Raw genomic sequence first — 23,259 nt, 5'->3', positions numbered from 1 at the left:
GTGCAAATGGTTGCAGCCGGGAGGCGATTCAAGGAGAATGCCGCCCCGGTGACCCGGGTGGTCCCCTCGCAACGCCAGGTAGCGAACCCCGCCAGGCCCGGAAGGGAGCAACGGTAGTTACTGATGCGTGTGCCGGGGTGTGGCTGCCCGGGTTGCCTCTTTCCCGAATTGCCTGTGCCCCTTCCCCGGGGGTGGTGTATCCTTGGCGCTTTTCGGCAAGGCCAGTCTGACATGTCCTATCAGGTACTCGCACGCAAGTGGCGGCCCCGTCGTTTCAGCGAAATGGTGGGCCAGGAACACGTATTGCAAGCGCTGGTGAACGCGCTGGACCACGACCGCCTGCATCACGCCTACCTATTCACCGGCACGCGCGGCGTGGGCAAGACCACAATTGCGCGAATTCTCGCCAAAAGCCTGAACTGTGAAGCCGGCGTCAGTTCTGAACCCTGCGGCAGTTGCAGCTCTTGTGTGGAAATCGCCGAGGGGCGTAGTGTGGATCTGCTCGAGGTTGACGCGGCCTCGCGCACCAAGGTCGAGGACACGCGGGAATTGCTGGAGAACGTGCAGTATGCGCCCACGCGTTCGCGCTACAAGGTCTATCTGATCGACGAAGTCCATATGCTGTCAAACAGCAGCTTCAATGCGCTGCTGAAAACGCTCGAAGAGCCTCCGCCACACGTCAAGTTCCTGCTCGCCACAACCGATCCCCAGAAGCTGCCGGCTACCGTGTTGTCGCGCTGCCTGCAGTTCAACCTGAAAAACATGGTGCCAGAGCAGATCGCGGCGCACCTGGCGGCAGTGCTGGATACCGAGATGATCCGCTACGAGGAACCGGCGCTGTGGCTGCTGGGGCGCTCTGCTGATGGCAGCATGCGCGACGCCTTGAGCCTTACTGATCAAGCCATTGCATTCGGTGCCGGTGGCATCACCGAGGCGGGTGTGCGCAGCATGCTGGGCACGGTGGATATGACCTTCGTGTATGCCGTGCTGGAGGCCGTGGCGGCGGGCGACGCAGCGGCGGCGCTCGCCGCGGTCGCGCACATGGCGGAACATGCACCGGATTTCGACTCCGCGCTGGCGGAACTGTTGGCTCTTCTGCACCGGGTTGCCGTCGCCCAGATGTTGCCCGACCACGTCGATACCAGCCGCGGTGATGCGGAGCGTGTTGTGGGCCTCGCGGCGGCGCTGACTGCGGAAGATGTGCAGCTTTTCTACCAGATGGCGCTCAATGGCAAGCGCGACCTGCCACATGCCGCTGACCCGCGCAGCGGATTCGAGATGACCGTCCTGCGTATGCTGGCCTTCCGCCCGGCGCTGTTGCCTGACGACGGAAGCCTGCCCTCGGTGGAGGGTGAACCCTCTGCCTCGAGGCCTGGGACGGGTGGCGCCAGCGCCGGTGCCGCTGCAAGCTCCGTGGTGGGGTCCGTGGCCGCAGCGACGCAGGCTCAGGCTCCGCCTCCGAGTCCGGCTTCCATAGCGCCTCAAATGCAGCGCGCTGCCGCGCAGCCGGAGGCGCCGATACCCGAACCCGTCGTACCGCAGCCGCCAGCGCCTGTCGCCAGCATGCAACTGGATCGCTCCAGCTCGCCGGCACTGACTACCTGCGCCGAATGGCCCGATTTGCTGGCGCGGCTGGGTCTGGCTGGCATGGTGCTGAGTATTGCCTCGCATTGCGCGCTGGAACAGCAGCAAGGCAGCGAGTTCCGCTTTGTGCTGGACGACAATCAATTGGGGCTTTTCAACCCCGGACATGCCGAGCGTATCCGCCTGGCTTTGCAGAACTACTTCGACACGCCGGTGTCAGTTTCCATAGAGCCCGGCCGCCCCGCGGGGGAGACGCCCGCCATGCGTTTGGCCCGCGAACGGGAAGAGCGCCAGCGTGAGGCCGAGGCAGCAATTGAGAGTGACGTTCGCGTACAGCAACTCATTCAGCGTTTCGATGGTGAGCTGGATCGGGGTTCCATAACGCCCCTGGATTCGTGAGGAAAACACATGAAAGGTATTAACGACCTGATGCAACAGGCGCAGAAAATGCAGGCTGACATGCAGAAGGCACAGGAAGAGCTGGCACAGAAAGAGGTTACCGGTGAAGCGGGAGCTGGCCTGGTGCGCGTGACCATGACCGGTCGCCACGACGTCAAGCAGGTGCGCATTGATGACAGCGTGCTCAGCGAGTCGCGAGAGGTGCTCGAAGACCTGTTGGCCGCGGCCGTGAACGACGCCGTGCGCCGGGTAGAAGCACAGAATCGCGAATCCATGGCGGGCCTGGCCTCGGGCATGAACCTTCCCCCGGGCTTCAAGCTGCCGTTTTGAGGACACCATGAAATTCAGCCCCGCCCTCGGGCAATTGATAGATGCGCTGCGGTGTTTGCCGGGCGTCGGTCCCAAGTCTGCACAGCGCATGTCCATGCACCTGCTCGAGCGCGATCGGGCGGGAGCGCTCGCGCTCGCCGAGGCCTTGCGCGTCGCCATGGATCGCATCGATCACTGCACGCAGTGCCGGAATTTCAGCGAGCTCGACGTGTGCGAAATCTGTGTTGATCCGCGCCGCGACCGGCAGACCATCTGCGTGCTGGAAACGCCCGCGGATGTGCTCGCGGTAGAGCAGAGTGGAAGCTATCGGGGCCTGTATTTTGTGCTGATGGGGCATCTCTCCCCGATAGACGGCATTGGCCCAGCCGAAATCGGTCTGGACAAGTTCCAGGCACGCGTGATCGACGAGGGAATCACCGAGGTTATCCTGGCGACCAACCCCACCGTGGAAGGGGAGGCGACGGCCTATTATTTATCGGACATGCTGCTGCCGCGCGGTATTCGCGTGTCGCGCATTGCCCACGGTGTGCCGCTGGGTGGCGAACTGGAATATGTCGATGGCAACACACTTGCGCACGCCTTTACCGGCCGCCGCCAACTCAGTGGAGGCGCCTGAATGCAGTGGCATTTGATCGAGTCTGACAGCGCGCTGGAGACAGTGCTTGAGCGTTTTGCTGGCGCGCCTGCCGTGGCGGTCGACACGGAATTCATGCGCCGCAATACCTTCTTCCCCGAGGTGGCTCTGGTGCAACTCTGTTTTGGCGATGAAGCCTGGCTGGTCGATCCACTGCAGTTGAGTGATCTGCAACCGCTGCGCCGGCTGATGCAGGACCCGAACACGGTGAAGGTGTTGCACTCGCCCAGTGAAGACCTCGAGGTGTTCGATCGCTGGCTGGGTGTGCTTCCCGAACCGCTGTTTGACACCCAGCGCGCCGCGGCGCTGCTCAACATGGGTTTCGGTATCGGTTACCGCGCGCTGGTCCTCGCCTGCGAGGGAGTTGATATACCCAAGGACGAAACCCGTTCGGACTGGCTGCAACGCCCGTTGAGCGCAGCCCAGTGCGAGTATGCGGCGCAGGATGTGGCACACCTGCTGCCCGTGTGGCGACGCCTCGCTGCCGACTGTGCGGCGCAGGGCAAGCTGGACTGGCTGCTGGCGGATGGGGCGGATGTGCTGGCGGCTTACCGCGCACCCGCAGGCAGTGGTGTGGCGCGCATCAAATCGGCCTGGAAACTGGATCGCCGCGCCACCGCCAGGCTGATAGCGCTCTGTGCCTGGCGCGAAACGGCAGCGCGCGAGCGTAACAAACCCCGCGGTTGGGTGATCGATGATGCGACCTGTTTCGGGCTCGCCGAGGCCGACCCGCAGTCGATGACGGCGCTGGAAAAGCTTGGGCTGCTCAGTGGCGGCGCACTGCGTCGCGACGGCAATGCATTGCTGGAAATATTGGCCGCGCAGCGCGACCTCCCCGAAGACCAATTACCCGAGCGACTGCCACAACCGCTGGATCCGGCGGGGCGTAAACTGTTGCAGGCGCTGAAGCACCGCGCGCGGGAGATCGCCGGTGAACTCAATACCGCCCCCGAGGCGCTGCTCGCGGCGCGCGACTATGAACTCCTGCTCAGGCAGCAGCGCGGCGAGGTGCAGGAAAGCCCGGTAAATTGGTCGGGCTGGCGTGCCGAGCGAGTCATTGCGCCGTTGCGCAGGCTGCTTGAGGAGAAGGGACTGTGACCCGTATTTGCCAGGTGTTTCGCAGTCCTTTGAAGTCGGAAATGTACCTGTACGTGGACAAGGCGGAGGGGTGTGCCCGTGTGCCCGAACCGCTGCTGGCGCGCTTCGGCGACCCACAACCGGTGCTCGTCCTGGCACTGTCGGAAGGCCGGAAGCTGGCGCGGGTCGCAGCGGCGGAGGTGTTGGCCGCGATCGAAGCACAGGGTTTTTTCCTGCAAATGCCGCCGGCGGATGCTGTTTTGAAACAGCGGGAGAACGCCCGTGACTAATTGGTGGGAAAAACCGCTGGACGCGCTGACGCCGAGCCAGTGGGAGGCGCTGTGTGACGGCTGTGCCCGCTGCTGCCTGCACAAGCTCGAGGATGCTGACAGTGGCGAAGTGTTCTACACACGAGTCAGCTGTCGCTATCTGCACAGCGAGAGCTGTCGGTGCCGCGAATACACGCAACGCAGCCGTCTTGTCGCTGACTGCATTACCCTGCAGCCAGCCAATATTGCCGAGGCGCTGGCCTGGCTGCCCGCCACCTGTGCCTACCGCTTGCGTGCCCGTGGCGAGCCTCTTTATCCCTGGCACCCGTTGCTGTCTGGAGATGCCGACTCCGTACACAGGGCGGGCATTTCCGTGCGTGGACGTGTAGTCTCTGAGGAACACGTGCACCCGGATAGCCATGAAGAACATATCGTGCGGTGGGTGCAGGAGGAACCGTTATGACCGGGCAGTCGGATTATCTCGTTGCTACGCTGGTCTACCTCGGCTCGGCGCTGTGTGCGCTGGGCGCGCTGTTCTGGTGGCTGCGGCGCCGCTGGAGCCCGCTCTGGCGTTGGTTACTGCTGCTGGCAGGGGCGGCGCTGTTGATGACGCCGGCCTACCCTTACGAAGGCGTCAACACGTTTGCGCCCGCGCTTGTTGTCGCCGCATTCCAGATGCTGACAGCGGGGCCAGAGGCCGCCGCCCACGCGGTCAGGCCGCTGGCGGCTGCCTTGGGACTTGCAATGTTGCTGACTCTGTTACTGTATTTCACCGTGTTGCGCCGCGCACGGCATGCACCTGGCGATCACTGATCCGGAGGAGCTGTTATGTCCGTTCTGCAAAGACCAACTGGATTCATCTCACGTTTTGTTCTGCTCTGTGCGCTACTGCTCAGCGCTTCGACACACCTGCAGGCGCAAACCCCGTTGGGCCCGCAACCCGACCTGCGCCTGTTGATCGATATCTCGGGCAGTATGAAAGAGTCCGACCCGGACAACCTGCGCGGGCCTGCACTGGAATTGATCGTCCGCCTGTTGCCCGACGGTGCGCGCGCCGGGGTATGGATTTTCGGTGAGGACGTACAGCAAATTGTTCCTCACCAGGTTGTCGATGCCCAGTGGCGAGAGCGCGCACTGGATGCTGTGGCTCGTATCGATAACTCAGGCCAGCGCACCAATATTCCGGCGGCGCTGGCAGCCGCCACCTATGACCTCGGCAGCATGGATCCCACCTACCGCACCAGCGTGGTGTTGTTGACGGACGGCAAGGTGGACCTTTCCGCCTCGCCCATGGCGAACGCCACCGCAGCGCGCGATCTGTTGGCGAATACTGCACCTGAGCTGGGCGCGACGGGTATCCCGGTGCACACCATTGCGCTCTCGGAGGAGGCGGACTGGACCTTCCTGCGCGCGCTTGCCAACAGCACGGCAGGGCTCGCGGAAAAGGCGCGCACCGCAGCCCAGCTGACCGAGATCTTCGTGCAGTCGCTGGAAATGGTCGCACCGACGGCGCGGGTGCCGATCGTGGGCAATATTTTTCTCATTGACGACACAGTAGACGAGTTTACGGCACTGGTTTTTCTGCAGGAGGCCGGCGCCGAAGTGACGCTTACCAGCCCCGGCGGCAGTGTTTATAGCCCGGAGCAGAGTGCTGAGGGCGTCGACTGGTTCGAGAGCAGTCAGTTCGCACTGGTGACGGTGACATCCCCGGAACGGGGCGCCTGGACACTGGCCGCACCGGAGGGTGCACGCAGCCGGGTGTCGGTGATCTCCGACCTGAAGCTGGAAGTCGATCCGCTACCCAATAGCCTGCCGGCAGGGCGGGTGACGGAACTGGGTATCCGCCTGCGCGACGCCGAGGGCGTTATCTCCCAGCCCGAGTTTCTGCAGCTGTTCACACTGGCCGTGCAGGTTACCGGCCCGGACGGATACAGCGAGTCGATTGACGTCAGCGGTCGCTACCCGGTTCCAGCAACCGGTGAATACCGTGTCAGCATTCCCGCATTCGAGCGGGGTGGGCGCTATCAGGTGCTGGTGCAGCTGCGTGGCGAAACGCTTGAGCGCGAGCTGCCCCTGTACGTGGAAGTGATCGCCGAGGAAGCGGCGCCCGCTATCAGTACGCGCCCCGCCGAGGTCCCCGAACAAAACCTGCAACGCCCGGCGGTGACGCTCATCGCGCTGCTGCTGCTGGCGCTGGCCGTGGCGTTCTGGGTGTATCGGCGCCGCCGCAAGCGCAAGATGGCGATTTGGCAGCGGCGCTTCGACGCCTCACGCGGTGGCGCGGACGACACGGTGGTGTCCGGGCTCAGCGCGACAAACCCGGATAGCGGTGGCAATGAGAAAGCCCCTTGATTAGCCGCGCGGTGCTCGCTACCCTTTGCGGCTTTGTTTTTTACGAGTATGGAACTGATGATGAAATTCGAGGGAACTGAGCGCTACGTCGCGACCGATGATCTGCGCATGGCAGTAAACGCTGCGGTGACTCTGGCGCGCCCGCTGTTGATCAAGGGTGAGCCGGGTACCGGCAAGACCATGCTTGCCGAGGAGGTGGCGCTCGGCCTCGGCAAGCGTCTGATTCAGTGGCACATCAAATCCACTACCAAGGCCCAGCAGGGCCTCTATGAGTACGATGCGGTGTCCCGCCTGCGCGACTCGCAGCTGGGTAACGAGAAAGTCCATGACATCGGCAACTACATCAAGAAGGGCAAGCTGTGGGAGGCATTCGAGGCCGAAGAGCAGGTGGTGCTGCTGATTGACGAGATCGACAAGGCGGATATCGAGTTCCCCAACGATCTGCTGGTCGAGCTGGATCGCATGGAGTTCTTTGTCTATGAAACCGGTGCAACCGTGCGTGCGCGGCATCGCCCGATCATCATCATCACCAGCAATAACGAGAAGGAATTGCCGGATGCGTTCCTGCGGCGCTGTTTCTTTCACTTCATCAATTTCCCCGATCGCGACACCATGCGCGCAATCATCGATGTACACCATCCCGGTATCGCGCAGGAGCTGGTGCAGGAGGCGATGGAAGTGTTCTTTGATTTGCGCTCCATTCCCGGCCTGAAGAAGAAACCCTCCACCTCGGAGCTGATTGACTGGCTGAAACTGATTCTGGCCGACGATATTCCCGATGAGGTGCTCAAGAACCGCGATGCCAGCAAGGCCATACCGCCGTTGTATGGCGCGCTGCTGAAGAACGAGCAGGACGTTCACTTGCTGGAGCGCCTGGCCTTCATGCACCGCCGCGAGACACGCTGAGCCCATGTTGGTCAATTTTTTCCATGGGCTGCGCGATGCGGGGGTGCCGGTCACCACACGTGAGCTGCTGGATCTGCTTAGCGGGATCCGGCAGCACGTGGTCTTTGCCTCCATCGACGATTTCTACTATTTCAGCCGTACCTGCATGGTCAAGGATGAAAAGTACTTCGACCGCTTCGACCGGGCGTTTGGAGCACACTTCAAGGATCTGGAGGGTCTCGATGATGTGATCGAAGCCATCATTCCGGACGACTGGTTACGCGCCGAGTTCATGAAGCAGCTCTCGGAGGAGGACCGGGCAAAGATTGAGTCCCTGGGCGGGCTGGAAAAGCTCATCGAGGAGTTCAAGAAGCGCCTGGAAGAGCAGAAGGAACGCCATCAGGGCGGCAACAAGTGGATTGGCACGGGCGGGACGTCACCGTTCGGTCAGCAGGGCTATCACCCGGAGGGTATTCGGGTGGGTCCCAATGGCGGCAACCGCAAGGCCGTGAAGGTGTGGGACAAACGCGAATTCCGCAACCTCGACGACAGTGTCGAGCTCGGCACACGCAACATCAAGGTGGCGATGCGCCGTCTGCGCAAGTTCGCGCGCACCGGGGCAGCGGATGAGCTGGACCTGGACGATACCATTCGTTCAACCGCGCGCAACGCGGGCCTGCTGGACATCAAGATGGTGCCCGAGCGCCACAACGCGGTAAAGGTGCTTCTGTTCTTTGATGTGGGTGGATCGATGGACCCTCACGTACGGGTTTGTGAGGAGCTGTTCTCGGCGGCGCGTACCGAGTTCAAGCACATGGAGTACTACTACTTCCACAACTTCATTTACGAGAGCGTGTGGCGCAACAACGTGCGTCGGCACAACGAGCGTGTCCCCCTGCTCGACGTCATGCACAAGTACAGCCACGACTACAAGGTGATTTTCGTCGGCGACGCCGCGATGTCACCCTATGAGATTGCCCAGCCCGGCGGCTCGGTGGAACACTGGAACGAGGAATCGGGTGAGGTCTGGATGCGTCGCCTGAAACAGACCTACGAAAAAGTGGCCTGGATCAATCCCGTACCCCGTGAGGAATGGGAGTACACGCAATCCACCGCCATGACCCACAAGCTGTTGGAGGGGCACATGTACCCGCTGACCCTGCACGGGCTGGAAGAGGCGATGTCCTACCTGTCGAAGTAGGTTTGGGTCTTCAGGCCGGCTGCGCCCCCATGCTGTCGCAAAACGCGATCAGGCTGGCGGTCACCGCCACATTCAGGGATTCCACGCCGTTACGCATGGGAATGCCCAAAGCAGTGTCCGCAAGGTTGTCACTGGCCGCTGACACACCGTCTGTTTCGTTACCGAGAATGTATATGCAGTCGCCCGTCGGGCGGTAGTCGAAGAGACTCTGGGTGGCATCGGCGCGCAACGCGCAAACGGAAAAACCTCCCGCTTTGCACTCCTTCAGTGCCGCCGGTAGCGATTCGCAGAACAGCACGGGCGCGCGGTAGAGAGTGCCAGCGCTGGCCTTGATCACCAGTGGTCCGAGCGCTGCGTTGCCGCGTTTGGCCAGCAGAATGCCATCGATGTTGCCGGCGGCCGCCGAGCGAATGATCATGCCCAGATTCTGCGGGTTGGTGATGCCATCCAGCGCCAGCAACCGCTGCGGCGCAGTGCGCGGCGCCTGCAGGTAGTCCTCGATGCGTGCAAAGGCGGGGCAGAGGATATCCAGCGCAATACCCTGGTCCTGGCGGCCATTGCGCGAGATGCGCGCGAGTTCGGTGCGACTGTGGCGCAATACCGTCAGCTTGCGCCGCGTCGCCTCGCGCAGTATTTCCGCCATAACGCCGTCTTCGCGGTTGCTGTCTGCCACGTGCAGGGCGTGCAGTGACAGCTGCGGGGTATGCAGTGCCTCAAGCACGGGCTTGCGGCCGAACACGGTAAGAACGCGATCGAAGAAGGCCTTGCGCGCGGTGTATTCTGGGCGGTCTTTCAATGGTTCAGGCGTTCGCGCTGGGCTCGTGGCCGCTGGCCAGGCGGGTAACCCGGTCGGCGGACTGCTTCATGCGCGTGGCGATGTCCTCGATCTGGGCACCGGTCATCGGCGCGTCCATGGAGCCCGCGACAAAGCACATGACGGGCACCTGCCGATACACAAACACGGGCACCGCAATCGTGCTCACCTCGTAGCGCGCCTTGGGGTCGACCCGATCGAGATGGTAATGCTCGAGGCAGATACCCTGTTGGTACTTGTTTGTTGCCTCCTCAAGCTCCTGCAGGCTCCAGGACTGGTGGATGCGTGTGAGCTCACGAGTCAGCTCTTCTTCCGCGTGTGTTTTCAGCGTGACTTCATAGCCCCGCGCACGGATCGCGATCACCGAAACCCGCAACTTCTGGTCCAGGCGCTCGTTGTAACCGCCGCGGGATTCATGGGCCCGGGTCAGCCAGGCTTCCAGCTGTTTGGCCGGCGAAAACGCGGTGAAACAGGCGGCGATGGGGGCGGCGTTTGGCAGGCGCAGGCCCAGCTGGAAGGAGTCCATGAGGGGAGTGGCGTTCCCGTACAGGGCCAGCAGTACCTGGTGCAGCTTGGAGCGTGCCGTCACCGCGAAACCCAGATTCAGGTCGCTGTTGAGCCCCTCCAGCTCGGGGCGGGCATATTCCAGCACGGGAAATTGTGCAAAGGCGGCGTTGCCTGCGGCTATAATGGAAGGGCCCAGCCGGTAGGCTTTGGTCTTGGGGTGCTGCACCAGGAATCCATAGTTGGCCATGGTGGTGAGAATGGCGTGGCAGGTGGCCTTGTTCAGGTTCAGGCGACGTGTCATTTCCGTCAAACCAAAGGCCTGCTGCGGGTTCGCCATCAGTAAATCGAGTATGGCAAGCGCGCGAGCTGTGGGTTGGGAAAACAGTGCCACGTCAGGTACTCCCTGGCTTCGCAAATGTGCGGTTCATTATGCTGTACTGCAGAATCATAACCTCCGACTGCCAGCGGCCGCAATCCTGCGTTTGGGTGAGGTTGCAGCCAGGCGCGACGCATTAAACAACAGGGAGCCCGCAGGTGCCAGAGCTTTGTCATAGTCCCTTTACGCTTTACGGCACTTCGGCGTGCCACTTGTGTGAGCAGGCTTCGGCCCTGTTGGCGCTGGCGGTGCGCGAATCGATCATCAGCGGCTATGCCGAGGTTGATATCAGCGCGGACGATGAGTTGTTTTTGCGTTACGGCCTGCGTATTCCAGTGCTACGCAGTCATGGTGGGCGCGAACTCGATGGCCCGTTTTCACCCGAGCAACTTCTGGATTTCCTGGAAGCAGAGGCACCGCCGCAGGGGTAGTATGGCCGGGCGCGGCGGCCCGGCCATGCCATTTCAGGAATCGATGCCGACCCTGACGGCGAGTACGTCGCAGGAAGCACCGTGCAGAACGCCATTAGCGGTGGACCCCATGAGCAGCGCGAGGCCGTAGCGACCGTGGCTGCCGACCACAATGAGATCAGCGCCGATTTCCTCGGCCTTGCTGTGAATTTCGACTTCCGGGCGCCCCAGCACGATGTGCTGGCGATCAGCGGCAATGCCGCACTGTTCCCCGAAGCGCGCCAGTTGTTGTGCGGCCTGCTGATGAATTTCGTCCTGTATGCCGGAGAAATCCATGGGGATATCGCCACCGTAGGCAAAACTCAGGGGTTCGATGACGTGGATAAGATGCAATTCGGCGCCGCTGCCCTGCGCCACACCGCGGGCGCGCTGGGCCACATCGGCGGAATCCTCGCTCAGGTCCACGGCGATAATCAGTTTTTTGTAATTGGACATTGGGCCCCCCCCTGTGAACGTCAACAGAAATCAGGTTGTGTTATAGCATACAATGCGCGCCGGACAAGCGCCCCGGCGTGACTTTGCCGCAAACGTTGACCTGAGTCAGGACCTGCCTTGAATTACTTGCTCATTGCTTTTGCACTGCTGGTTGCGCTCGCGCCGCTCACCCATTTCCTGCCCAGCAAGCGTCAGCGGCTGCAGGTGAAATTGCGCGAGACCGCCGCGCTGAACGGGCTTTTTGTCGAGTTTCGCGAACTGCCGGGCGCCGTGGTGAAGGCGCATGCCGGGTCATCCGATGTGATTTACTACGGCCTGCGGTTGCGGCCCTCGCGCGGCAAAGGCCGTCGTCGCTGCGCCTGGTTGCTGCGAGACTCGGGCTGGCAATCGGTGGGTGCAACGCGTGAACCGCTGCCGGCTGCGCTGCAGGATTGCAGGCTCCCCATCCTCGCCGCGAGCGTGCACGAAGACAGCTGCGGCCTGTACTGGCAAGAATCGGGTGATGGGGCTACCGTAGAGCACATGGCGGCCATTCTGAAAGACTGGGCGCAACAGATTCCTTGACCCGGAGGGGCAGGGTCTTTATATATGCCACTTTTTTGACGGGCTTTGGCACTGCGGTGCCGATACCCGCTGACCCAAACCAAGCGAGATAACGCGGGAGTCTATGGGGAAATCACTGGTTATTGTCGAATCGCCCGCAAAGGCGAAAACGATCAACAAATATCTCGGTCCGGATTTCATCGTGAAATCCAGTATCGGCCACATCCGCGACCTGCCCACGGCGGGCAGCGCTGTGCAGGTGGATGCGAAAGAGCGTGCCGCCCAGGCTGCCATCACGCGCAAGCTGTCACCGGAAGAAAAGGTGCAGCACCGCAAGGCCAAGTCGCGGCAGCAACTGGTGCGCCGTATGGGCATAGACCCCGAACACGGCTGGCGTGCGGACTACCAGATACTCCCGGGCAAGGAGAAGGTGGTTGCGGAGCTGCGCAAGCTCGCCGCGAGCAGTGATGCCATCTACCTCGCGACTGACCTTGACCGCGAAGGGGAGGCCATTGCCTGGCACCTGCGTGAAGCGATCGGCGGCGACGATTCGCGCTACCAGCGTGTTGTATTCAACGAGATTACCAAGAAAGCGATTGGCGAGGCCTTCGAGCATCCCGCACACCTGGACCAGAACCGGGTCAACGCGCAGCAGGCGCGGCGGTTCCTCGACCGGGTGGTGGGCTACATGGTGTCGCCGCTGCTGTGGGCCAAGGTTGCACGCGGCCTGTCCGCAGGGCGCGTGCAGTCGGTCGCTGTGCGCCTGATCGTCGAGCGCGAGCGCGAAATCCGCGCCTTCGTGCCGGAAGAGTACTGGGAAATCCACGCCGACCTGGAGCCGGATGGCGCAGATGCGGTGCGCTTCCAGGTCCGCAAGCATGCAGGGGCCGCGTTTCGTCCCGCCAGTGAGGAGGCGGCACGTGCCGCAACCACGGCACTGGAGCAGCTGCCGTATGTTGTCAGCGATCGTGAGGACAAGCCCACACGCTCGAAAGCCCCGGCGCCGTTTATCACCTCCACGTTGCAGCAGGCGGCCAGTACGCGCCTGGGTTTCTCGGTCAAGAAAACGATGATGATGGCGCAGCGCCTCTACGAAGCGGGCTACATCACCTACATGCGTACCGATTCGACCAACCTCAGCGATGAGGCTGTGAGGGCCTGCCGCGACTATATCGCGGCGGAATTCCCGCCGGCGTATTTGCCGCAGGCGCCCAATCGCTACAGCAGCAAGGAGGGTGCACAGGAAGCGCACGAGGCGATTCGCCCGTCGGACGTGAATCTGCTGCAATCCGGGCTACAGGGCATGGAGCGCGATGCGGAACGTCTCTATGAGATGATCTGGCGACAGTTTGTAGCAGGACAGATGACGCCCGCCGAATATACCGCCACTACCATCACCGTCACCGCGGGTGAGTACGAGTTGTCGGCCAAGGGCCGCATCATTCGTTTTGACGGCTACACCCGTGTTCAGGGCGCGGGCGGGCGAAAAGGCGAAGACGAAGTTCTTCCGGACATCCAGAAGGCCGATACGCTCAAGCTGCTGGCGTTGGACCCCGCCCAGCACTTCACCAAACCCTCACCGCGCTACGGTGAGGCCAGCCTCGTGCGCGAACTGGAGAAGCGGGGAATCGGGCGTCCATCAACCTACGCCTCCATTATTTCGACTATTCAGGACCGCGGTTACGTGCGCCTGGAAAACAAGCGCTTCTACGCGGAAAAGATGGGTGACATCGTTACCCAGCGCCTGCAGAACAGTTTTTCCGAGCTGCTCGACTACGGCTTCACTGCCAGCATGGAGGAACGCCTGGACACCGTTGCCCAGGGGCAACTCGACTGGCGCGACCTGCTCGACAGCTTCTACGCCGATTTCAGGCAACTGCTGGAAACGGCGGAAGAAGCCGAACCCGTCGGCATGCAACCCAACGAGCCGACACCGACGGATATTCCCTGCAGCAAATGCGGCAGGCCGATGCAGATTCGTACCGCGAGTACCGGGGTCTTCCTGGGCTGCTCGGGCTACGCGTTGCCACCGAAGGAACGCTGCAAGAACACCATTAACCTGACTCCGGGTGATGAAGCAATTCGTGAGGACGCCGACGATGAGGCGGAATCCCGCCTGCTGCGAACCAAGCACCGCTGCAAGCTCTGCAATACCGCCATGGACAGTTACCTGATCGACGAACAGCGCAAGCTGCATGTGTGCGGTAATAACCCTGACTGCCCGGGTTATGAAGTGGAGAAGGGCAAATTCAAGATAAAGGGCTATGACGGTCCGACACTGGTGTGTGACAAGTGCGGCGCCGAGATGCAGCTGAAAACCGGGCGTTTCGGCAAGTACTTCGGCTGCATGGCCGAGGACTGCAAGAACACACGCAAGCTGTTGCGCAATGGGGAAGCGGCCCCGCCGAAAATGGACCCGGTGCCCATGCCGGAGCTCGCCTGCGAGAAAGTCGAGGACCACTATATTCTGCGCGACGGTGCGGCTGGCCTGTTCCTGGCCGCCAGTCAGTTCCCGCGCAACCGGGAAACGCGAGCGCCATTTGTGGACGAGCTCCTGCCGCACACCTCGGAGATTGACCCCAAATACAGCTTCCTGTTTTCGGCGCCTGTCGCCGATGGCGATGGCAACCGTACGCAGGTGCGTTACAGTCGCAAGGCAGCCGAGCAGTACGTGATGACCGAGCAGGACGGCAAACCCACAGGGTGGCGAGCGGTCTACCGCAATGGCGCCTGGCAGGTCGAGGAGGGCAAGAGTACGTCGAGCGCCAAACCGGCAGCCCGCAAGAAAAAGGCGGCGCCGAAACGCAAGGCGGCCCGCAAGCGCTCATGAGCAGTCTGCGCGGACAAGCCAATCACGCCCTGTACCTCGGTCGCATCCTGCTGCAGAGCTGGGAGCAGGCGCAGGGTGCCGAGAGCCTGCCGGCCCACCTCCTTGCGCAGGCGTTCGGACCGGCGGTGCGCCAGCACCTCCTCAGGGCCTATGGCTGGTTTCTGCTCGACTTGCAGAAGCCGGCCCAGTTGCCCGCCGAGCCCCCGGCTTGCGTGGCGGCCCTGCCACCCACGGCCCCCGGCAAGGCGCAGCCGGCGGAACTGACGGAATTCGCCCAGCTGGAGGCAGATGGCTGGTTGGCACCGCTGCTGCAGGAGCCCGGTGCCGAGACGCCCCGGCGCAGTGAGGGCAGCCTGGCGGCAACCGCCTCTGGCCTGCCGGATCGCACTGAGCTGCAGAGCATTGCCGACCGGCTTGACGCGGCGTTTTCGCGCATGGGCGACCTGCTCGACGAGTGCTGACTGCGCGCGTTGGCGGCATCATCCACCCCCTGTTACACTGCAAGCTCACATGCACAAAGGAGCCTCTTGTGGCTACAGCCCTGCTGGAAATTGTTGATCTCGGTGACGGTGAAATCGTCCTGCAGCGGTCCGAGGACGATTCCGAGCCCCTGCTGCGCATCCAGTTCTCCGATGAAGCTCGCGATTACCTCCTGGACAACGGCCTGGAAGTGGCGAAAGTCATGATTCAGGCGGGCATGCAGGCAGCCGCCAGTATCAGTGCAAAGGATCACCCTGACGACAGCGAGGACAGAGCACGCACCGTGCACTGAGTACTGTCGCAGCACGGTATAGCGACGGGCGATGGTGGCCTGCGAGATGGCTCTGCTAGCGCCGCAAGATCCCCACACTCAACCCCTCTATCGCAAATGCCTGGGTGCGCAAATCCACCAGAATCGGCGCGTAGTCGGGGTTTTCGGCCTGTAGTTCGATCAGGTGGCGGCTGCTGCCGCGCCGGAAGCGTTTTACCGTCACCTCGTCGTCGATACGCGCCACGACAATATCGCCATTGCGGGCTTCTGCTGTGCGGTGCACGGCGAGCAAATCTCCATCGAGAATACCTGCGTCCTGCATGCTGTCGCCGGTAACCCTGAGCAGGTAATCCGCCGCGGGGCGGAAAAAATCCGCCGGTATGGCGCAATGGTCCTCGATGTGTTCCTGAGCCAATACCGGATTACCTGCCGCAACCCGCCCGATAATGGGCAGCCCCGGGTTTTCCGGCAGCCTGATACCGCGCGACGCACCGGCGATGATCTCAATGGCACCCTTGCGGGCCAGCGCTTTCAGGTGTTCTTCTGCCGCATTGGCCGATTTGAAGCCGAGCTCTCTGGCGATATCGGCCCTGGTGGGGGGATAGCCGGTCTGGTCGATGTGCTGACGGATTATGTCGAGCACCTGCTGCTGTCGCTGCGTGAGTTTGTCCATAACCCGTCCATCTGTGTTTTTGTACAGTGGCTGGGATTATATACAGTAATGCGCGTTGACGACAAGCAACGGCAGGCGTGTGTTTTACCTAGCTGTCCTCGACGCCGAGCATGGTATCGGGTTCGATGGTCGACACCGGGCTGTTCCATTCTTCAGGGTGGTAGGGCTGGTCGGGATCCTGGCCGTCCTCGTCATCAAGTTCGAAGGGCGTGCGCCAGTCCTCCGGGGCCGCGGCCTTCTGCAACTGCAGCATGCGCCAGACGTCCAGATCATATTCGGTGACCTCGCCATCGAGGAACTGGGTTTCAATGGTGCGTGCGGCATCATCCAGGGCCACGACCTCGAACAGCGCGCCGGTTTCGATGTCTCTGTACCAGTTGCCAACAGCAGGGCTCAACATGCTCTGGTCTCCCTTTCCTCAGATTCGACTCACCTTGAACATACCATCTCGGTGTTGGCTGTCCATTATGAGTTGGTGATCTAAAAACCTGCTGTCTTCATAGCGTTTTACCCCCACTCAAATTTTACGCGGCAGATCAGTCGCTTGCGCGTCGCGCCGAGGGCGTGTCGGGAGGGCAGGGGCGCTGTTATACTTGCCGCCTCTGACAAGCGCGCGCCGAAAGAAGAAAATTGTCTAACCCTCGGGAATACAGGAGCTTGATGTAACGTGGAAGCGACAGAGGAATCACTGTCCCGGCTACTGGCGACCTACGACCTCGATACACCGCTCGTGGCAATCGCGGGGGTGCTGCTGGCAGCGCTGCTTGCGCATTTGTTGCTCGGCATCCTGTTGCGCCGCCTGCATCGGGTTGCGGGCGTGAGCAGCAATCGCTGGGATGACATTTTCATCAGCGCGCTGGAGTCGCCGCTGCGTGTGGCGCTCTGGGTGATGGTGTTCATGCTGATAATGAACATGCTGCCGATCGCCGAGAACCTGCAATCCCTGGTGTTGCGGGCCTACGATACTGTGTTGATCCTCTTGCTCACCTGGTTTCTGCAACGCTTGATTTTTGGTGCCGAGGAAGAGCTCCTGTGCCCCGCGCGCGGCCACACCGCATCCACGGACAAGGCGGCAGTGCGCTCCACCGCCAAGTTGATGCGGGTCATTTTGTGGATACTCGCCGGGCTCATGGCGCTGCAGAGTGTCGGGGTGTCCATTTCCGGCCTGCTGGCCTTTGGCGGTATCGGCGGGATAGCCGTGGGTTTTGCCGCCAAGGACCTCATGGCCAATTTCTTTGGCGGCATGAGCATCTACCTGGACCGTCCCTTTACCCCCGGGGACTGGATCCGCTCCCCGGACCGGGAAATTGAAGGGACGGTGGAGGACATCGGCTGGCGCCTCACACGCATACGTACCTTTGACCAGCGGCCTTTGTATGTCCCCAATGCGGTGTTCACGCAGATTTCTGTGGAGAACCCTTCGCGCATGTTCAATCGGCGTATTTACGAGACCATTGGCTTGCGCTACCAGGATTCAGGCAAGCTGGCAGATATCGTCAGCGACGTGCGCCAGATGCTGGAGAATCATCCGGATATCGACCTGAACCGCACGCTAATTGTTAACTTCGTGTCCTTCGGGCCGTCCTCGCTGGACTTTTTCATTTACACCTTCACCCGCACCACGGTCTGGGTGGAGTACCACGCGATCAAGCAGGATGTGCTGCTGCAGGCGTTGCGCATCATCCACGATCATGGCGCCGATGTGGCATTCCCGACCCGCACCCTGCATCTGGACAGCGCGCCGCCAGAGCTTGCACGCGCCACTGACGGTGAGCAGTCATGAGCGCTGATGCTACGGCGCCCTGCATCGGTATTATCGGCGGAACGGGTATCCACCAGATCGAGGGCCTGGAACTCCTGCGCGAGCACGCCGGGGAGAACAGTTACGGCGCTCCGTCGCGCCCCCTGCAGGAAGGCGTGCTGAATGGCCAGCGCGTGTTTTTCCTGCAGCGCCACGGCAGTCCGCGGGCCATTCCGCCGCACTTGATCAACTACCGGGCGAACATCGAGGCGATGCGCGCTCTGGGCGTTACCCACCTGATCGGTATCAACGCCGTCGGCGGCATCAGTGCGGATATGCAGCCCGGCCGCCTGGTGGTGCCGGACCAGCTGGTGGATTACACCTGGGGGCGCGAGCACACGTTTGACGATGGGAGCAATGGGACACTGCAGCATATCGATTTCACCCAGCCCTACGATCAGGCCCTGCGGCTGGCGATTATCGACAGTGCGGAAGCAGCGGGCATTCCTCATGAACCCTGTGGGGTACATGCGGTTACCCAGGGGCCCAGGCTGGAGACGGCCGCCGAAGTGCGCCGTTTTGCCGGGGATGGTTGCGACGTGGTGGGCATGACCGGCATGCCGGAAGCGGCCCTGGCACGCGAATGCGGTATCGCTTATGCAACTATTTGCATGGTGGTGAATGCCGCTGCCGGATTGGGCGACCTGCCCCTCACGCAGGACACCATGCGTGACATCCTGCAGCGCGAGGCGGCGGTGGTCAGGCGCCTGCTGGGTCGGCTACTGCCGCAGCTGGCGTCTGCGGGCCTTGAATAAGCTCCAGCACCTCACGGTCGTAGGCCGCTGCGTGCAGCGCCTCCGTGTCCAGAGGGGTGAGCTTGATCACAACTCCCATGAGCGGGTGATCGATATAGTGCACCTCGTTTGAGCGCATGCGACGCTGCTGTTGCAGTAGTACCGCGTGCCGGTAGGGGTAGACGGGCGCGGCAGTGGCTGTTGCCTCCTCCAGCAGCCCCGGCGCGGCGTCCCATGCGGGGTCGTAGCCTGTCACCGCACTCAGCACACCGGCGTCTGCTTCCGGCAGGAGTGCGGCGGGCACCCGCTCCTGCGATACGGGCCCGAGCGGGGGCGGGGGCATCCGCCAGGTGCCCGGCAGGTAGTCACCGCTGGTATTCAGCCATAATTGGGTAGCCACATGCAGGAAGCGGGAGCGATGCAGTCGCACAGTGCCCTGCAGCGCGGGGTAGCTTTGCTGGTCGCCTGACTGGTCGAGTACGATGGGCAGGGCGCTACGGGCGCCGCCCACCGGCTGCCACCACACCTCGTGGAACAGCACACGATAAGGGCCGTTGCGCTCCATGTAGGCAGCTTTACCGCGAAACTCGCGCGCCTGGGCCGGCAGCGTCAGGAAGGGCGTGGGGAGCCGGGCTTTATCCGGCGCTTCGGGCACCTCGGTGACAGCACCCAGGTCGTCGCTTACACCGTCAAGCGCACCGCCTGAGGCTTCTGCGGTTGTTGGCGGTGGCGCGGCATCATCCAACGCTGCGGGGGAGGGGATGCGGCGCAAGTGGAGCAGTTGTTTTCCGTTGGCATCAACCTCGCTATGGCTGGCGTCTGGCGTGTGCTCAAGATTGGCGCGCAGTCGCTGCGGATCGAGCAGGAATCGGTACGCCTCCGGATAGGCGAGCCGAGGCAGGGGCTCCCACTGTTCCGCCCGCTGCGCCGCCGGGTTGGTATGCGCAACAACCAGCAATTCCACCTGATACCAGTTCTGCTCGCGCTCCTGTGCCTGGGCCGGCGCGAGCGAGAAAGCCAGGGCTGCCGCCAGGAAAGCAAGCAGAGTGCGTGTCGGGTGCGGAATCATCAGGCGGCATCGTCCGTGGCGTCAGCGGCAAAGGTGTCCAGCAGCTCGTCGGCAAACTGCTGGCGCTGTTCGGGGTTGTCCAGGCTGCGCTTGAAACGCAGGCGGGTGGCACCGGCGAGCTGATAGCCCTTCGGATCTGACTGCACCAGCTTCACCAGGCTCAACGGGTTCACCCGTGTGGACTCCCGGAAATCGATGTTACCACCGCCGGGGCCAACCTCAATGCCCGCAATGCCCAGCTGTTCGGCGCGGATACGCAGTCGCGCGACCTGCACCAGATTCTTGATCTGTTGCGGCAACAGGCCGAAACGGTCGATCATCTCTACCTGAATGTCGCGCAGCGCCTGCTCGTTCTGGGCTGCCGCGATGCGCTTGTACAGCACCAGACGCGTGTTGATGTCTGGCAGGTAGTCTTCGGGAATCAGCGCCGGTACATGCAGGTTGATCTCGGTGCCGGCATCCAGCGGCGCATCGGCATTGGGGATCTCGCCGCGTCGCAGGGCGGCCACCGCCCGCTCCAGCATGCGCATGTAGAGGGCAAAGCCAACACTGTGAATCTGCCCACTCTGCTCATCACCTAGCAGCTCACCGGCGCCGCGAATCTCCAGGTCGTGGGTCGCCAGCAGGTACCCGGCGCCGAGGTCACCGGCGGCTTCAATGGCCTCCAGGCGCTTTTCCGCGTCCGGCGTAATCGCCGAACGTGGCGGGCACAGCAGATAGGCGTAGGCCTGATGATGTGAGCGCCCGACACGGCCACGCAGCTGGTGCAGCTGGGCGAGTCCGAACTTGTCTGCGCGTTCAATGATGATGGTGTTGGCGGTGGGGACGTCAATTCCCGTTTCGATAATCGTGGTGCACAGCAGAATATGGTGGCGCTGGTGATAGAAGGCCGACATCACCTGTTCCAGCTCTGTCTCGCGCATCTGCCCGTGGGCGATGCCTATCGAGAGATCCGGCAGCAGCTCGCGTAACTTGCGCCCCGCTTCCTCGATACTCTTGACCTCATTGTGCAGGTAGTAAACCTGCCCGCCGCGCAGCGTTTCGCGCAGTACTGCCTCCCGAATCAGGGCGACGTTGTGCTCGCGCACGAAGGTCTTGATAGACAGACGGCGGGCGGGTGGTGTGGCAATGATAGACAGGTCCCGCATGCCGCCCAGGGCCATGTTCAGCGTGCGCGGTATCGGTGTGGCGGTCAGGGTAAGAATGTCCACTTCGGCGCGCAGGGCCTTGATTGCCTCTTTCTGTTTGACGCCAAAACGATGCTCCTCGTCGATGATCAGCAGGCCCAGATCATGGAAGCGGAAGTCGCTGGAGAGTAGCTTGTGGGTACCCACGAGGATGTCTATGGCGCCGTCGGCAACCCGTTGTAGCACGCCGCCGAGGTCCTTGCCGCTTTTGAAGCGTGACACCACCTCCACGGTCACAGGCCAGTCGGCGAAGCGATCGGCAAACGAGTTGTAGTGCTGTTGGGCGAGCAGGGTGGTGGGGACCAGCACCGCCACCTGCTTGCCGTTGCGCGCGGCAATGAACGCCGCACGCATGGCCACCTCGGTTTTCCCAAAGCCCACATCGCCGCACACCAGGCGGTCCATGACCCGCGTCGCGGTCATGTCGCCGATAACCGCCTCAATTGCCGCCGCCTGATCCGCGGTCTCCTCAAACGGGAAGCTCGCTGCGAACTGTTCGTACTCCAGCGCTGGCAACTCGAAACAAAAGCCCTTGCGTGCCTCGCGGCGGGCGTAAACGTCCAGTAGCTGCGCGGCCACGTCGCTGGCTTTTTCCGTGGCTTTGCGGCGCGCCTTTTCCCACTGTTCGGAGCCCAGTTTGTGCAGCGGTGCCAGGTCCGGGTCACTGCCGGCATAGCGGCTCACCAGGTGCAGGGACGCAACGGGCACGTAGAGTTTGCTGCCCTGGGCGTATTCCAGCATCAGGAACTCGCTATCGGCTCCATCAACCTCCAGGGTCTGCAGTCCCAGGTAGCGCCCCACGCCGTGCTCCAGGTGCACGACTGGGACGCCTTCGCGCAGCTCGTTGATGTCGCGAAAAACGTTCTCGGCCTGGGTTTCGTCAACCTTGCTGCGGCGGCGGCGCTGGGCAACCCGGTTGCCAAACAGCTGCGCCTCGCACACCAGTGCCGGGGCGTCCTCGCCGAAGTACATGCCGCGGTCGATGGGCGCGGTGCTGATGGCAAAGCGCAGGCCGGAGGCGAGAAAATCGGCCCAGTCCGCCACTTCGGGCGGTGTCAGTCCGTGGGCTGCCAGGTTTTCCAGCAGTACCTCCCGGCGGCCGGCGGATTCGGCACAGAGCAATAGCGGCCCGGTGTGCTGTTGCATGAAATGTTGTAGCCGCTCGGCCGGTGTTTGCCGTGCGCCCTGGGTGCTCAGGTCGGGCAGCGCCTGCGACGGGCTGGCAACGTGCACCGGGGCTTCCGGATTGCGCCGCAGTTCCAGTACCGGGCAGCGGCCCAGCAGGTGATAGAGCTCCTCGACTGGTGTAAAACAGCGCGCCGGCGGCAGCAGGGGTCGGCGCGGATCAATGCCGTATTCCGTGTGGCGGTGTTCGGCATCTGCCCAGAAGCGCTGTGCCGCCCGGTAGTGGTCGCCGACGGCGATGACGGGTGTGCCCGCGGGCAGGTAGTCAAACAGGGTAGCGCAGGCCTCGAAGAACAGCGGCAGGTAATATTCGCAGCCACCGGGCGCACGCCCGGCGCTGACTTCGCGGTAGGTGGGGCAGGCATCGTGATCGACATCAAAGGCGTCGTACCAGTTCAAGCGGAAACGCTCGATGGCCGCCGGGTTCAGCGGGTATTCCCGGGCCGGCAGCAGGTTGATGGCGCTGACCTTCTCCAGCGTACGCTGGGTGTCGGGGCTGAAGGTGCGCAGGCTGTCGACCTCGTCATCCAGCAGGTCCACCCGGTAGGGCAGGTCGCTGCCCATCGGGAAAATGTCCAGCAGCGAGCCGCGCAGGGCAAACTCGCCATGCTCGTAGACGGTTTCGACGTTGCGGTATCCGTTGCGCTCCAGGTTGCGGCGGAAGGAATCTCGATCCAGCACCTGTCCGGGCTCCAAGACCAGGCTGGACCCCGCCACGTAGTGCACGGGGGGCAGGCGGTGCATCAGGGTGGACATCGGCACGACCAGGATGCCCGCTGCCAGGCTGGGCAGCCGGTACAGTGTTTCCAGTCGTTCGGACACGATGTCCTGATGCGGTGAGAAGTTGTCGTAGGGCAGGGTTTCCCAGTCGGGAAAGGCGAGAATGTCGATCTCTTCCGCCAGGAAGAAGGGCAGCTCCCGTTCCAGCGCGAGGGCCGAGCTGGTGTCCGCCGTAATCACCAGCAACAGGCTGTCGGGGCGCGCGAGCTCCGCGACCAGCCGCGCTTCGGCACAGCCGTGGAAGGGGCCAATCGACGTGCGGGTGCCGGATTTGGCGGGCCAGGGTGTGCTGGCGAGCAGGGATGTGTACATGAAAACCCGGTGTTTCAGTGCGGAAGGGGCGCTTATTGTAAAGCGCTGGGTGAAAAGTACC

The 23,259-nt window shown here is 62.6% G+C and carries 24 protein-coding genes and 1 other RNA gene; 18 read left to right on the top strand and 7 right to left on the bottom strand.

The window, feature by feature from the left end; all coding sequences use genetic code 11:
• Window positions 1-55 precede the first annotated feature (55 nt).
• The 11 genes from ffs (at window position 56) to G533_RS0107845 (ending at window position 8,731) form a co-directional block, all read left to right on the top strand.
• An RNA gene (gene ffs, locus G533_RS23915) (signal recognition particle sRNA small type) lies at window positions 56-152 on the top strand.
• A gap of 79 nt (window positions 153-231) precedes the next feature.
• Complete coding sequence (gene dnaX, locus G533_RS0107890; protein WP_027949489.1) at window positions 232-1,983, top strand: DNA polymerase III subunit gamma/tau; 1,752 nt, start codon at window positions 232-234, stop codon at window positions 1,981-1,983.
• A 9-nt stretch (window positions 1,984-1,992) separates the two neighbouring features.
• Window positions 1,993-2,313 carry a YbaB/EbfC family nucleoid-associated protein gene (locus tag G533_RS0107885; RefSeq protein ID WP_027949488.1) on the top strand — a complete coding sequence of 107 codons (321 nt, stop codon included), beginning with the start codon at window positions 1,993-1,995 and terminating at the stop codon, window positions 2,311-2,313.
• Between the two features lie 7 nt (window positions 2,314-2,320).
• Window positions 2,321-2,929 carry a recombination mediator RecR gene (gene recR, locus G533_RS0107880; protein ID WP_027949487.1) on the top strand — a complete coding sequence of 203 codons (609 nt, stop codon included), beginning with the start codon at window positions 2,321-2,323 and terminating at the stop codon, window positions 2,927-2,929.
• The gene (gene rnd, locus G533_RS0107875) at window positions 2,930-4,045 is read left to right on the top strand and encodes a ribonuclease D (RefSeq protein WP_027949486.1); all 1,116 of its coding nucleotides are present in this window, start codon (window positions 2,930-2,932) and stop codon (window positions 4,043-4,045) included. It abuts the gene before it with no gap.
• Window positions 4,042-4,314, top strand: a complete 273-nt coding sequence (locus G533_RS0107870; RefSeq protein WP_027949485.1) for a YcgL domain-containing protein — start codon at window positions 4,042-4,044, stop codon at window positions 4,312-4,314. The genes rnd and G533_RS0107870 overlap by 4 nt, the downstream gene beginning before the upstream one ends.
• Window positions 4,307-4,756, top strand: coding sequence for a YcgN family cysteine cluster protein (locus G533_RS0107865; RefSeq protein ID WP_027949484.1), 450 nt, complete (start codon window positions 4,307-4,309; stop codon window positions 4,754-4,756). Before G533_RS0107870 ends, G533_RS0107865 begins: the two co-directional genes overlap by 8 nt.
• On the top strand, window positions 4,753-5,106 hold the full coding sequence (locus G533_RS0107860) for a hypothetical protein (RefSeq protein WP_027949483.1): 354 nt from the start codon (window positions 4,753-4,755) through the stop codon (window positions 5,104-5,106). The genes G533_RS0107865 and G533_RS0107860 overlap by 4 nt, the downstream gene beginning before the upstream one ends.
• Window positions 5,107-5,121: 15 nt before the next feature.
• Window positions 5,122-6,645, top strand: a complete 1,524-nt coding sequence (locus G533_RS0107855; protein ID WP_027949482.1) for a VWA domain-containing protein — start codon at window positions 5,122-5,124, stop codon at window positions 6,643-6,645.
• A gap of 60 nt (window positions 6,646-6,705) precedes the next feature.
• Window positions 6,706-7,551 (top strand): AAA family ATPase, encoded by an 846-nt coding sequence (locus G533_RS0107850; RefSeq protein ID WP_027949481.1) that lies wholly within the window; start codon window positions 6,706-6,708, stop codon window positions 7,549-7,551.
• A gap of 4 nt (window positions 7,552-7,555) precedes the next feature.
• Window positions 7,556-8,731: a vWA domain-containing protein gene (locus tag G533_RS0107845; protein ID WP_027949480.1), complete on the top strand. Its 1,176-nt coding sequence runs from the start codon at window positions 7,556-7,558 to the stop codon at window positions 8,729-8,731.
• 10 nt (window positions 8,732-8,741) lie between these two features.
• On the opposite strand, the gene G533_RS0107840 is transcribed toward G533_RS0107845, so the two are convergent.
• Both G533_RS0107840 and G533_RS0107835 read right to left on the bottom strand, forming a co-directional pair.
• Window positions 8,742-9,527: a TrmH family RNA methyltransferase gene (locus G533_RS0107840; RefSeq protein WP_027949479.1), complete on the bottom strand. Its 786-nt coding sequence runs from the start codon at window positions 9,525-9,527 to the stop codon at window positions 8,742-8,744.
• Between the two features lie 4 nt (window positions 9,528-9,531).
• The gene (locus tag G533_RS0107835; RefSeq protein ID WP_027949478.1) at window positions 9,532-10,443 is read right to left on the bottom strand and encodes an IclR family transcriptional regulator; all 912 of its coding nucleotides are present in this window, start codon (window positions 10,441-10,443) and stop codon (window positions 9,532-9,534) included.
• A 143-nt stretch (window positions 10,444-10,586) separates the two neighbouring features.
• Here G533_RS0107835 and G533_RS0107830 point away from each other — a divergent pair, with 143 nt between their 5' ends.
• Entirely contained in the window at window positions 10,587-10,859 is a 273-nt protein-coding gene (locus G533_RS0107830) for a glutaredoxin family protein (RefSeq protein ID WP_027949477.1), read from the top strand.
• Between the two features lie 33 nt (window positions 10,860-10,892).
• Here the strand turns inward: G533_RS0107830 and G533_RS0107825 are convergent, their stop codons facing one another.
• Window positions 10,893-11,333 carry a universal stress protein gene (locus G533_RS0107825; RefSeq protein WP_027949476.1) on the bottom strand — a complete coding sequence of 147 codons (441 nt, stop codon included), beginning with the start codon at window positions 11,331-11,333 and terminating at the stop codon, window positions 10,893-10,895.
• A 117-nt stretch (window positions 11,334-11,450) separates the two neighbouring features.
• On the opposite strand from G533_RS0107825, the gene G533_RS0107820 reads away from it, so the two are divergent.
• The 4 genes from G533_RS0107820 to G533_RS0107805 all read left to right on the top strand — a co-directional run bounded on the left by G533_RS0107820 (window position 11,451) and on the right by G533_RS0107805 (window position 15,478).
• Entirely contained in the window at window positions 11,451-11,897 is a 447-nt protein-coding gene (locus G533_RS0107820) for a hypothetical protein (RefSeq protein ID WP_027949475.1), read from the top strand.
• A 103-nt stretch (window positions 11,898-12,000) separates the two neighbouring features.
• Window positions 12,001-14,706 carry a type I DNA topoisomerase gene (gene topA / locus G533_RS21090; protein ID WP_035527058.1) on the top strand — a complete coding sequence of 902 codons (2,706 nt, stop codon included), beginning with the start codon at window positions 12,001-12,003 and terminating at the stop codon, window positions 14,704-14,706.
• Window positions 14,703-15,167, top strand: a complete 465-nt coding sequence (locus G533_RS0107810; RefSeq protein ID WP_027949474.1) for a DUF6586 family protein — start codon at window positions 14,703-14,705, stop codon at window positions 15,165-15,167. The genes topA and G533_RS0107810 overlap by 4 nt, the downstream gene beginning before the upstream one ends.
• A gap of 68 nt (window positions 15,168-15,235) precedes the next feature.
• On the top strand, window positions 15,236-15,478 hold the full coding sequence (locus tag G533_RS0107805) for a hypothetical protein (protein ID WP_027949473.1): 243 nt from the start codon (window positions 15,236-15,238) through the stop codon (window positions 15,476-15,478).
• A 55-nt stretch (window positions 15,479-15,533) separates the two neighbouring features.
• Here G533_RS0107805 and lexA read toward each other — a convergent pair whose 3' ends face one another.
• Window positions 15,534-16,130 carry a transcriptional repressor LexA gene (lexA, locus tag G533_RS0107800; protein WP_027949472.1) on the bottom strand — a complete coding sequence of 199 codons (597 nt, stop codon included), beginning with the start codon at window positions 16,128-16,130 and terminating at the stop codon, window positions 15,534-15,536.
• Between the two features lie 88 nt (window positions 16,131-16,218).
• The gene (locus tag G533_RS0107795) at window positions 16,219-16,530 is read right to left on the bottom strand and encodes a DUF6763 family protein (protein ID WP_035527055.1); all 312 of its coding nucleotides are present in this window, start codon (window positions 16,528-16,530) and stop codon (window positions 16,219-16,221) included.
• Window positions 16,531-16,797: 267 nt separating this feature from the next.
• Between G533_RS0107795 and G533_RS0107790 the strand changes: the two genes are divergently transcribed.
• Both G533_RS0107790 and G533_RS0107785 read left to right on the top strand, forming a co-directional pair.
• Window positions 16,798-17,913 (top strand): mechanosensitive ion channel family protein, encoded by a 1,116-nt coding sequence (locus G533_RS0107790; RefSeq protein ID WP_051230095.1) that lies wholly within the window; start codon window positions 16,798-16,800, stop codon window positions 17,911-17,913.
• Window positions 17,910-18,686, top strand: a complete 777-nt coding sequence (locus G533_RS0107785) for an S-methyl-5'-thioinosine phosphorylase (RefSeq protein WP_027949469.1) — start codon at window positions 17,910-17,912, stop codon at window positions 18,684-18,686. The genes G533_RS0107790 and G533_RS0107785 overlap by 4 nt, the downstream gene beginning before the upstream one ends.
• On the opposite strand, the gene G533_RS23425 is transcribed toward G533_RS0107785, so the two are convergent.
• The gene (locus G533_RS23425) at window positions 18,631-19,734 is read right to left on the bottom strand and encodes a CsiV family protein (RefSeq protein WP_027949468.1); all 1,104 of its coding nucleotides are present in this window, start codon (window positions 19,732-19,734) and stop codon (window positions 18,631-18,633) included. The two genes, G533_RS0107785 and G533_RS23425, sit on opposite strands and share 56 nt — an antisense overlap.
• A complete protein-coding gene (gene mfd / locus G533_RS0107775; protein ID WP_027949467.1) occupies window positions 19,734-23,198 on the bottom strand; it encodes a transcription-repair coupling factor in 3,465 nt (1,154 codons plus the stop codon). The genes G533_RS23425 and mfd overlap by 1 nt, the downstream gene beginning before the upstream one ends.
• Window positions 23,199-23,259: the final 61 nt, after the last annotated feature.

Source organism: Haliea salexigens DSM 19537 (assembly GCF_000423125.1).
GTDB lineage: Bacteria > Pseudomonadota > Gammaproteobacteria > Pseudomonadales > Halieaceae > Haliea > Haliea salexigens.
Note: the sequence above shows the minus strand (reverse complement) of the source record. Positions and strands in the feature narration are given on the sequence as shown.

Bases quoted from the DNA above. Each gene is read 5' to 3' on its own strand.
- lexA (WP_027949472.1), bottom strand. From the start codon at position 16,130: ATGGACAAACTCACGCAGCGACAGCAGCAGGTGCTCGACATAATCCGT.
- G533_RS0107785 (WP_027949469.1), top strand. From the start codon at position 17,910: ATGAGCGCTGATGCTACGGCGCCCTGCATCGGTATTATCGGCGGAACG.
- G533_RS0107845 (WP_027949480.1), top strand. From the start codon at position 7,556: ATGTTGGTCAATTTTTTCCATGGGCTGCGCGATGCGGGGGTGCCGGTC.
- G533_RS0107860 (WP_027949483.1), top strand. From the start codon at position 4,753: ATGACCGGGCAGTCGGATTATCTCGTTGCTACGCTGGTCTACCTCGGC.
- G533_RS0107885 (WP_027949488.1), top strand. From the start codon at position 1,993: ATGAAAGGTATTAACGACCTGATGCAACAGGCGCAGAAAATGCAGGCT.
- mfd (WP_027949467.1), bottom strand. From the start codon at position 23,198: ATGTACACATCCCTGCTCGCCAGCACACCCTGGCCCGCCAAATCCGGC.
- recR (WP_027949487.1), top strand. From the start codon at position 2,321: ATGAAATTCAGCCCCGCCCTCGGGCAATTGATAGATGCGCTGCGGTGT.
- G533_RS0107795 (WP_035527055.1), bottom strand. From the start codon at position 16,530: ATGTTGAGCCCTGCTGTTGGCAACTGGTACAGAGACATCGAAACCGGC.
- G533_RS0107855 (WP_027949482.1), top strand. From the start codon at position 5,122: ATGTCCGTTCTGCAAAGACCAACTGGATTCATCTCACGTTTTGTTCTG.
- topA (WP_035527058.1), top strand. From the start codon at position 12,001: ATGGGGAAATCACTGGTTATTGTCGAATCGCCCGCAAAGGCGAAAACG.
- G533_RS23425 (WP_027949468.1), bottom strand. From the start codon at position 19,734: ATGATTCCGCACCCGACACGCACTCTGCTTGCTTTCCTGGCGGCAGCC.
- G533_RS0107850 (WP_027949481.1), top strand. From the start codon at position 6,706: ATGAAATTCGAGGGAACTGAGCGCTACGTCGCGACCGATGATCTGCGC.
- rnd (WP_027949486.1), top strand. From the start codon at position 2,930: ATGCAGTGGCATTTGATCGAGTCTGACAGCGCGCTGGAGACAGTGCTT.
- G533_RS0107810 (WP_027949474.1), top strand. From the start codon at position 14,703: ATGAGCAGTCTGCGCGGACAAGCCAATCACGCCCTGTACCTCGGTCGC.
- G533_RS0107825 (WP_027949476.1), bottom strand. From the start codon at position 11,333: ATGTCCAATTACAAAAAACTGATTATCGCCGTGGACCTGAGCGAGGAT.
- dnaX (WP_027949489.1), top strand. From the start codon at position 232: ATGTCCTATCAGGTACTCGCACGCAAGTGGCGGCCCCGTCGTTTCAGC.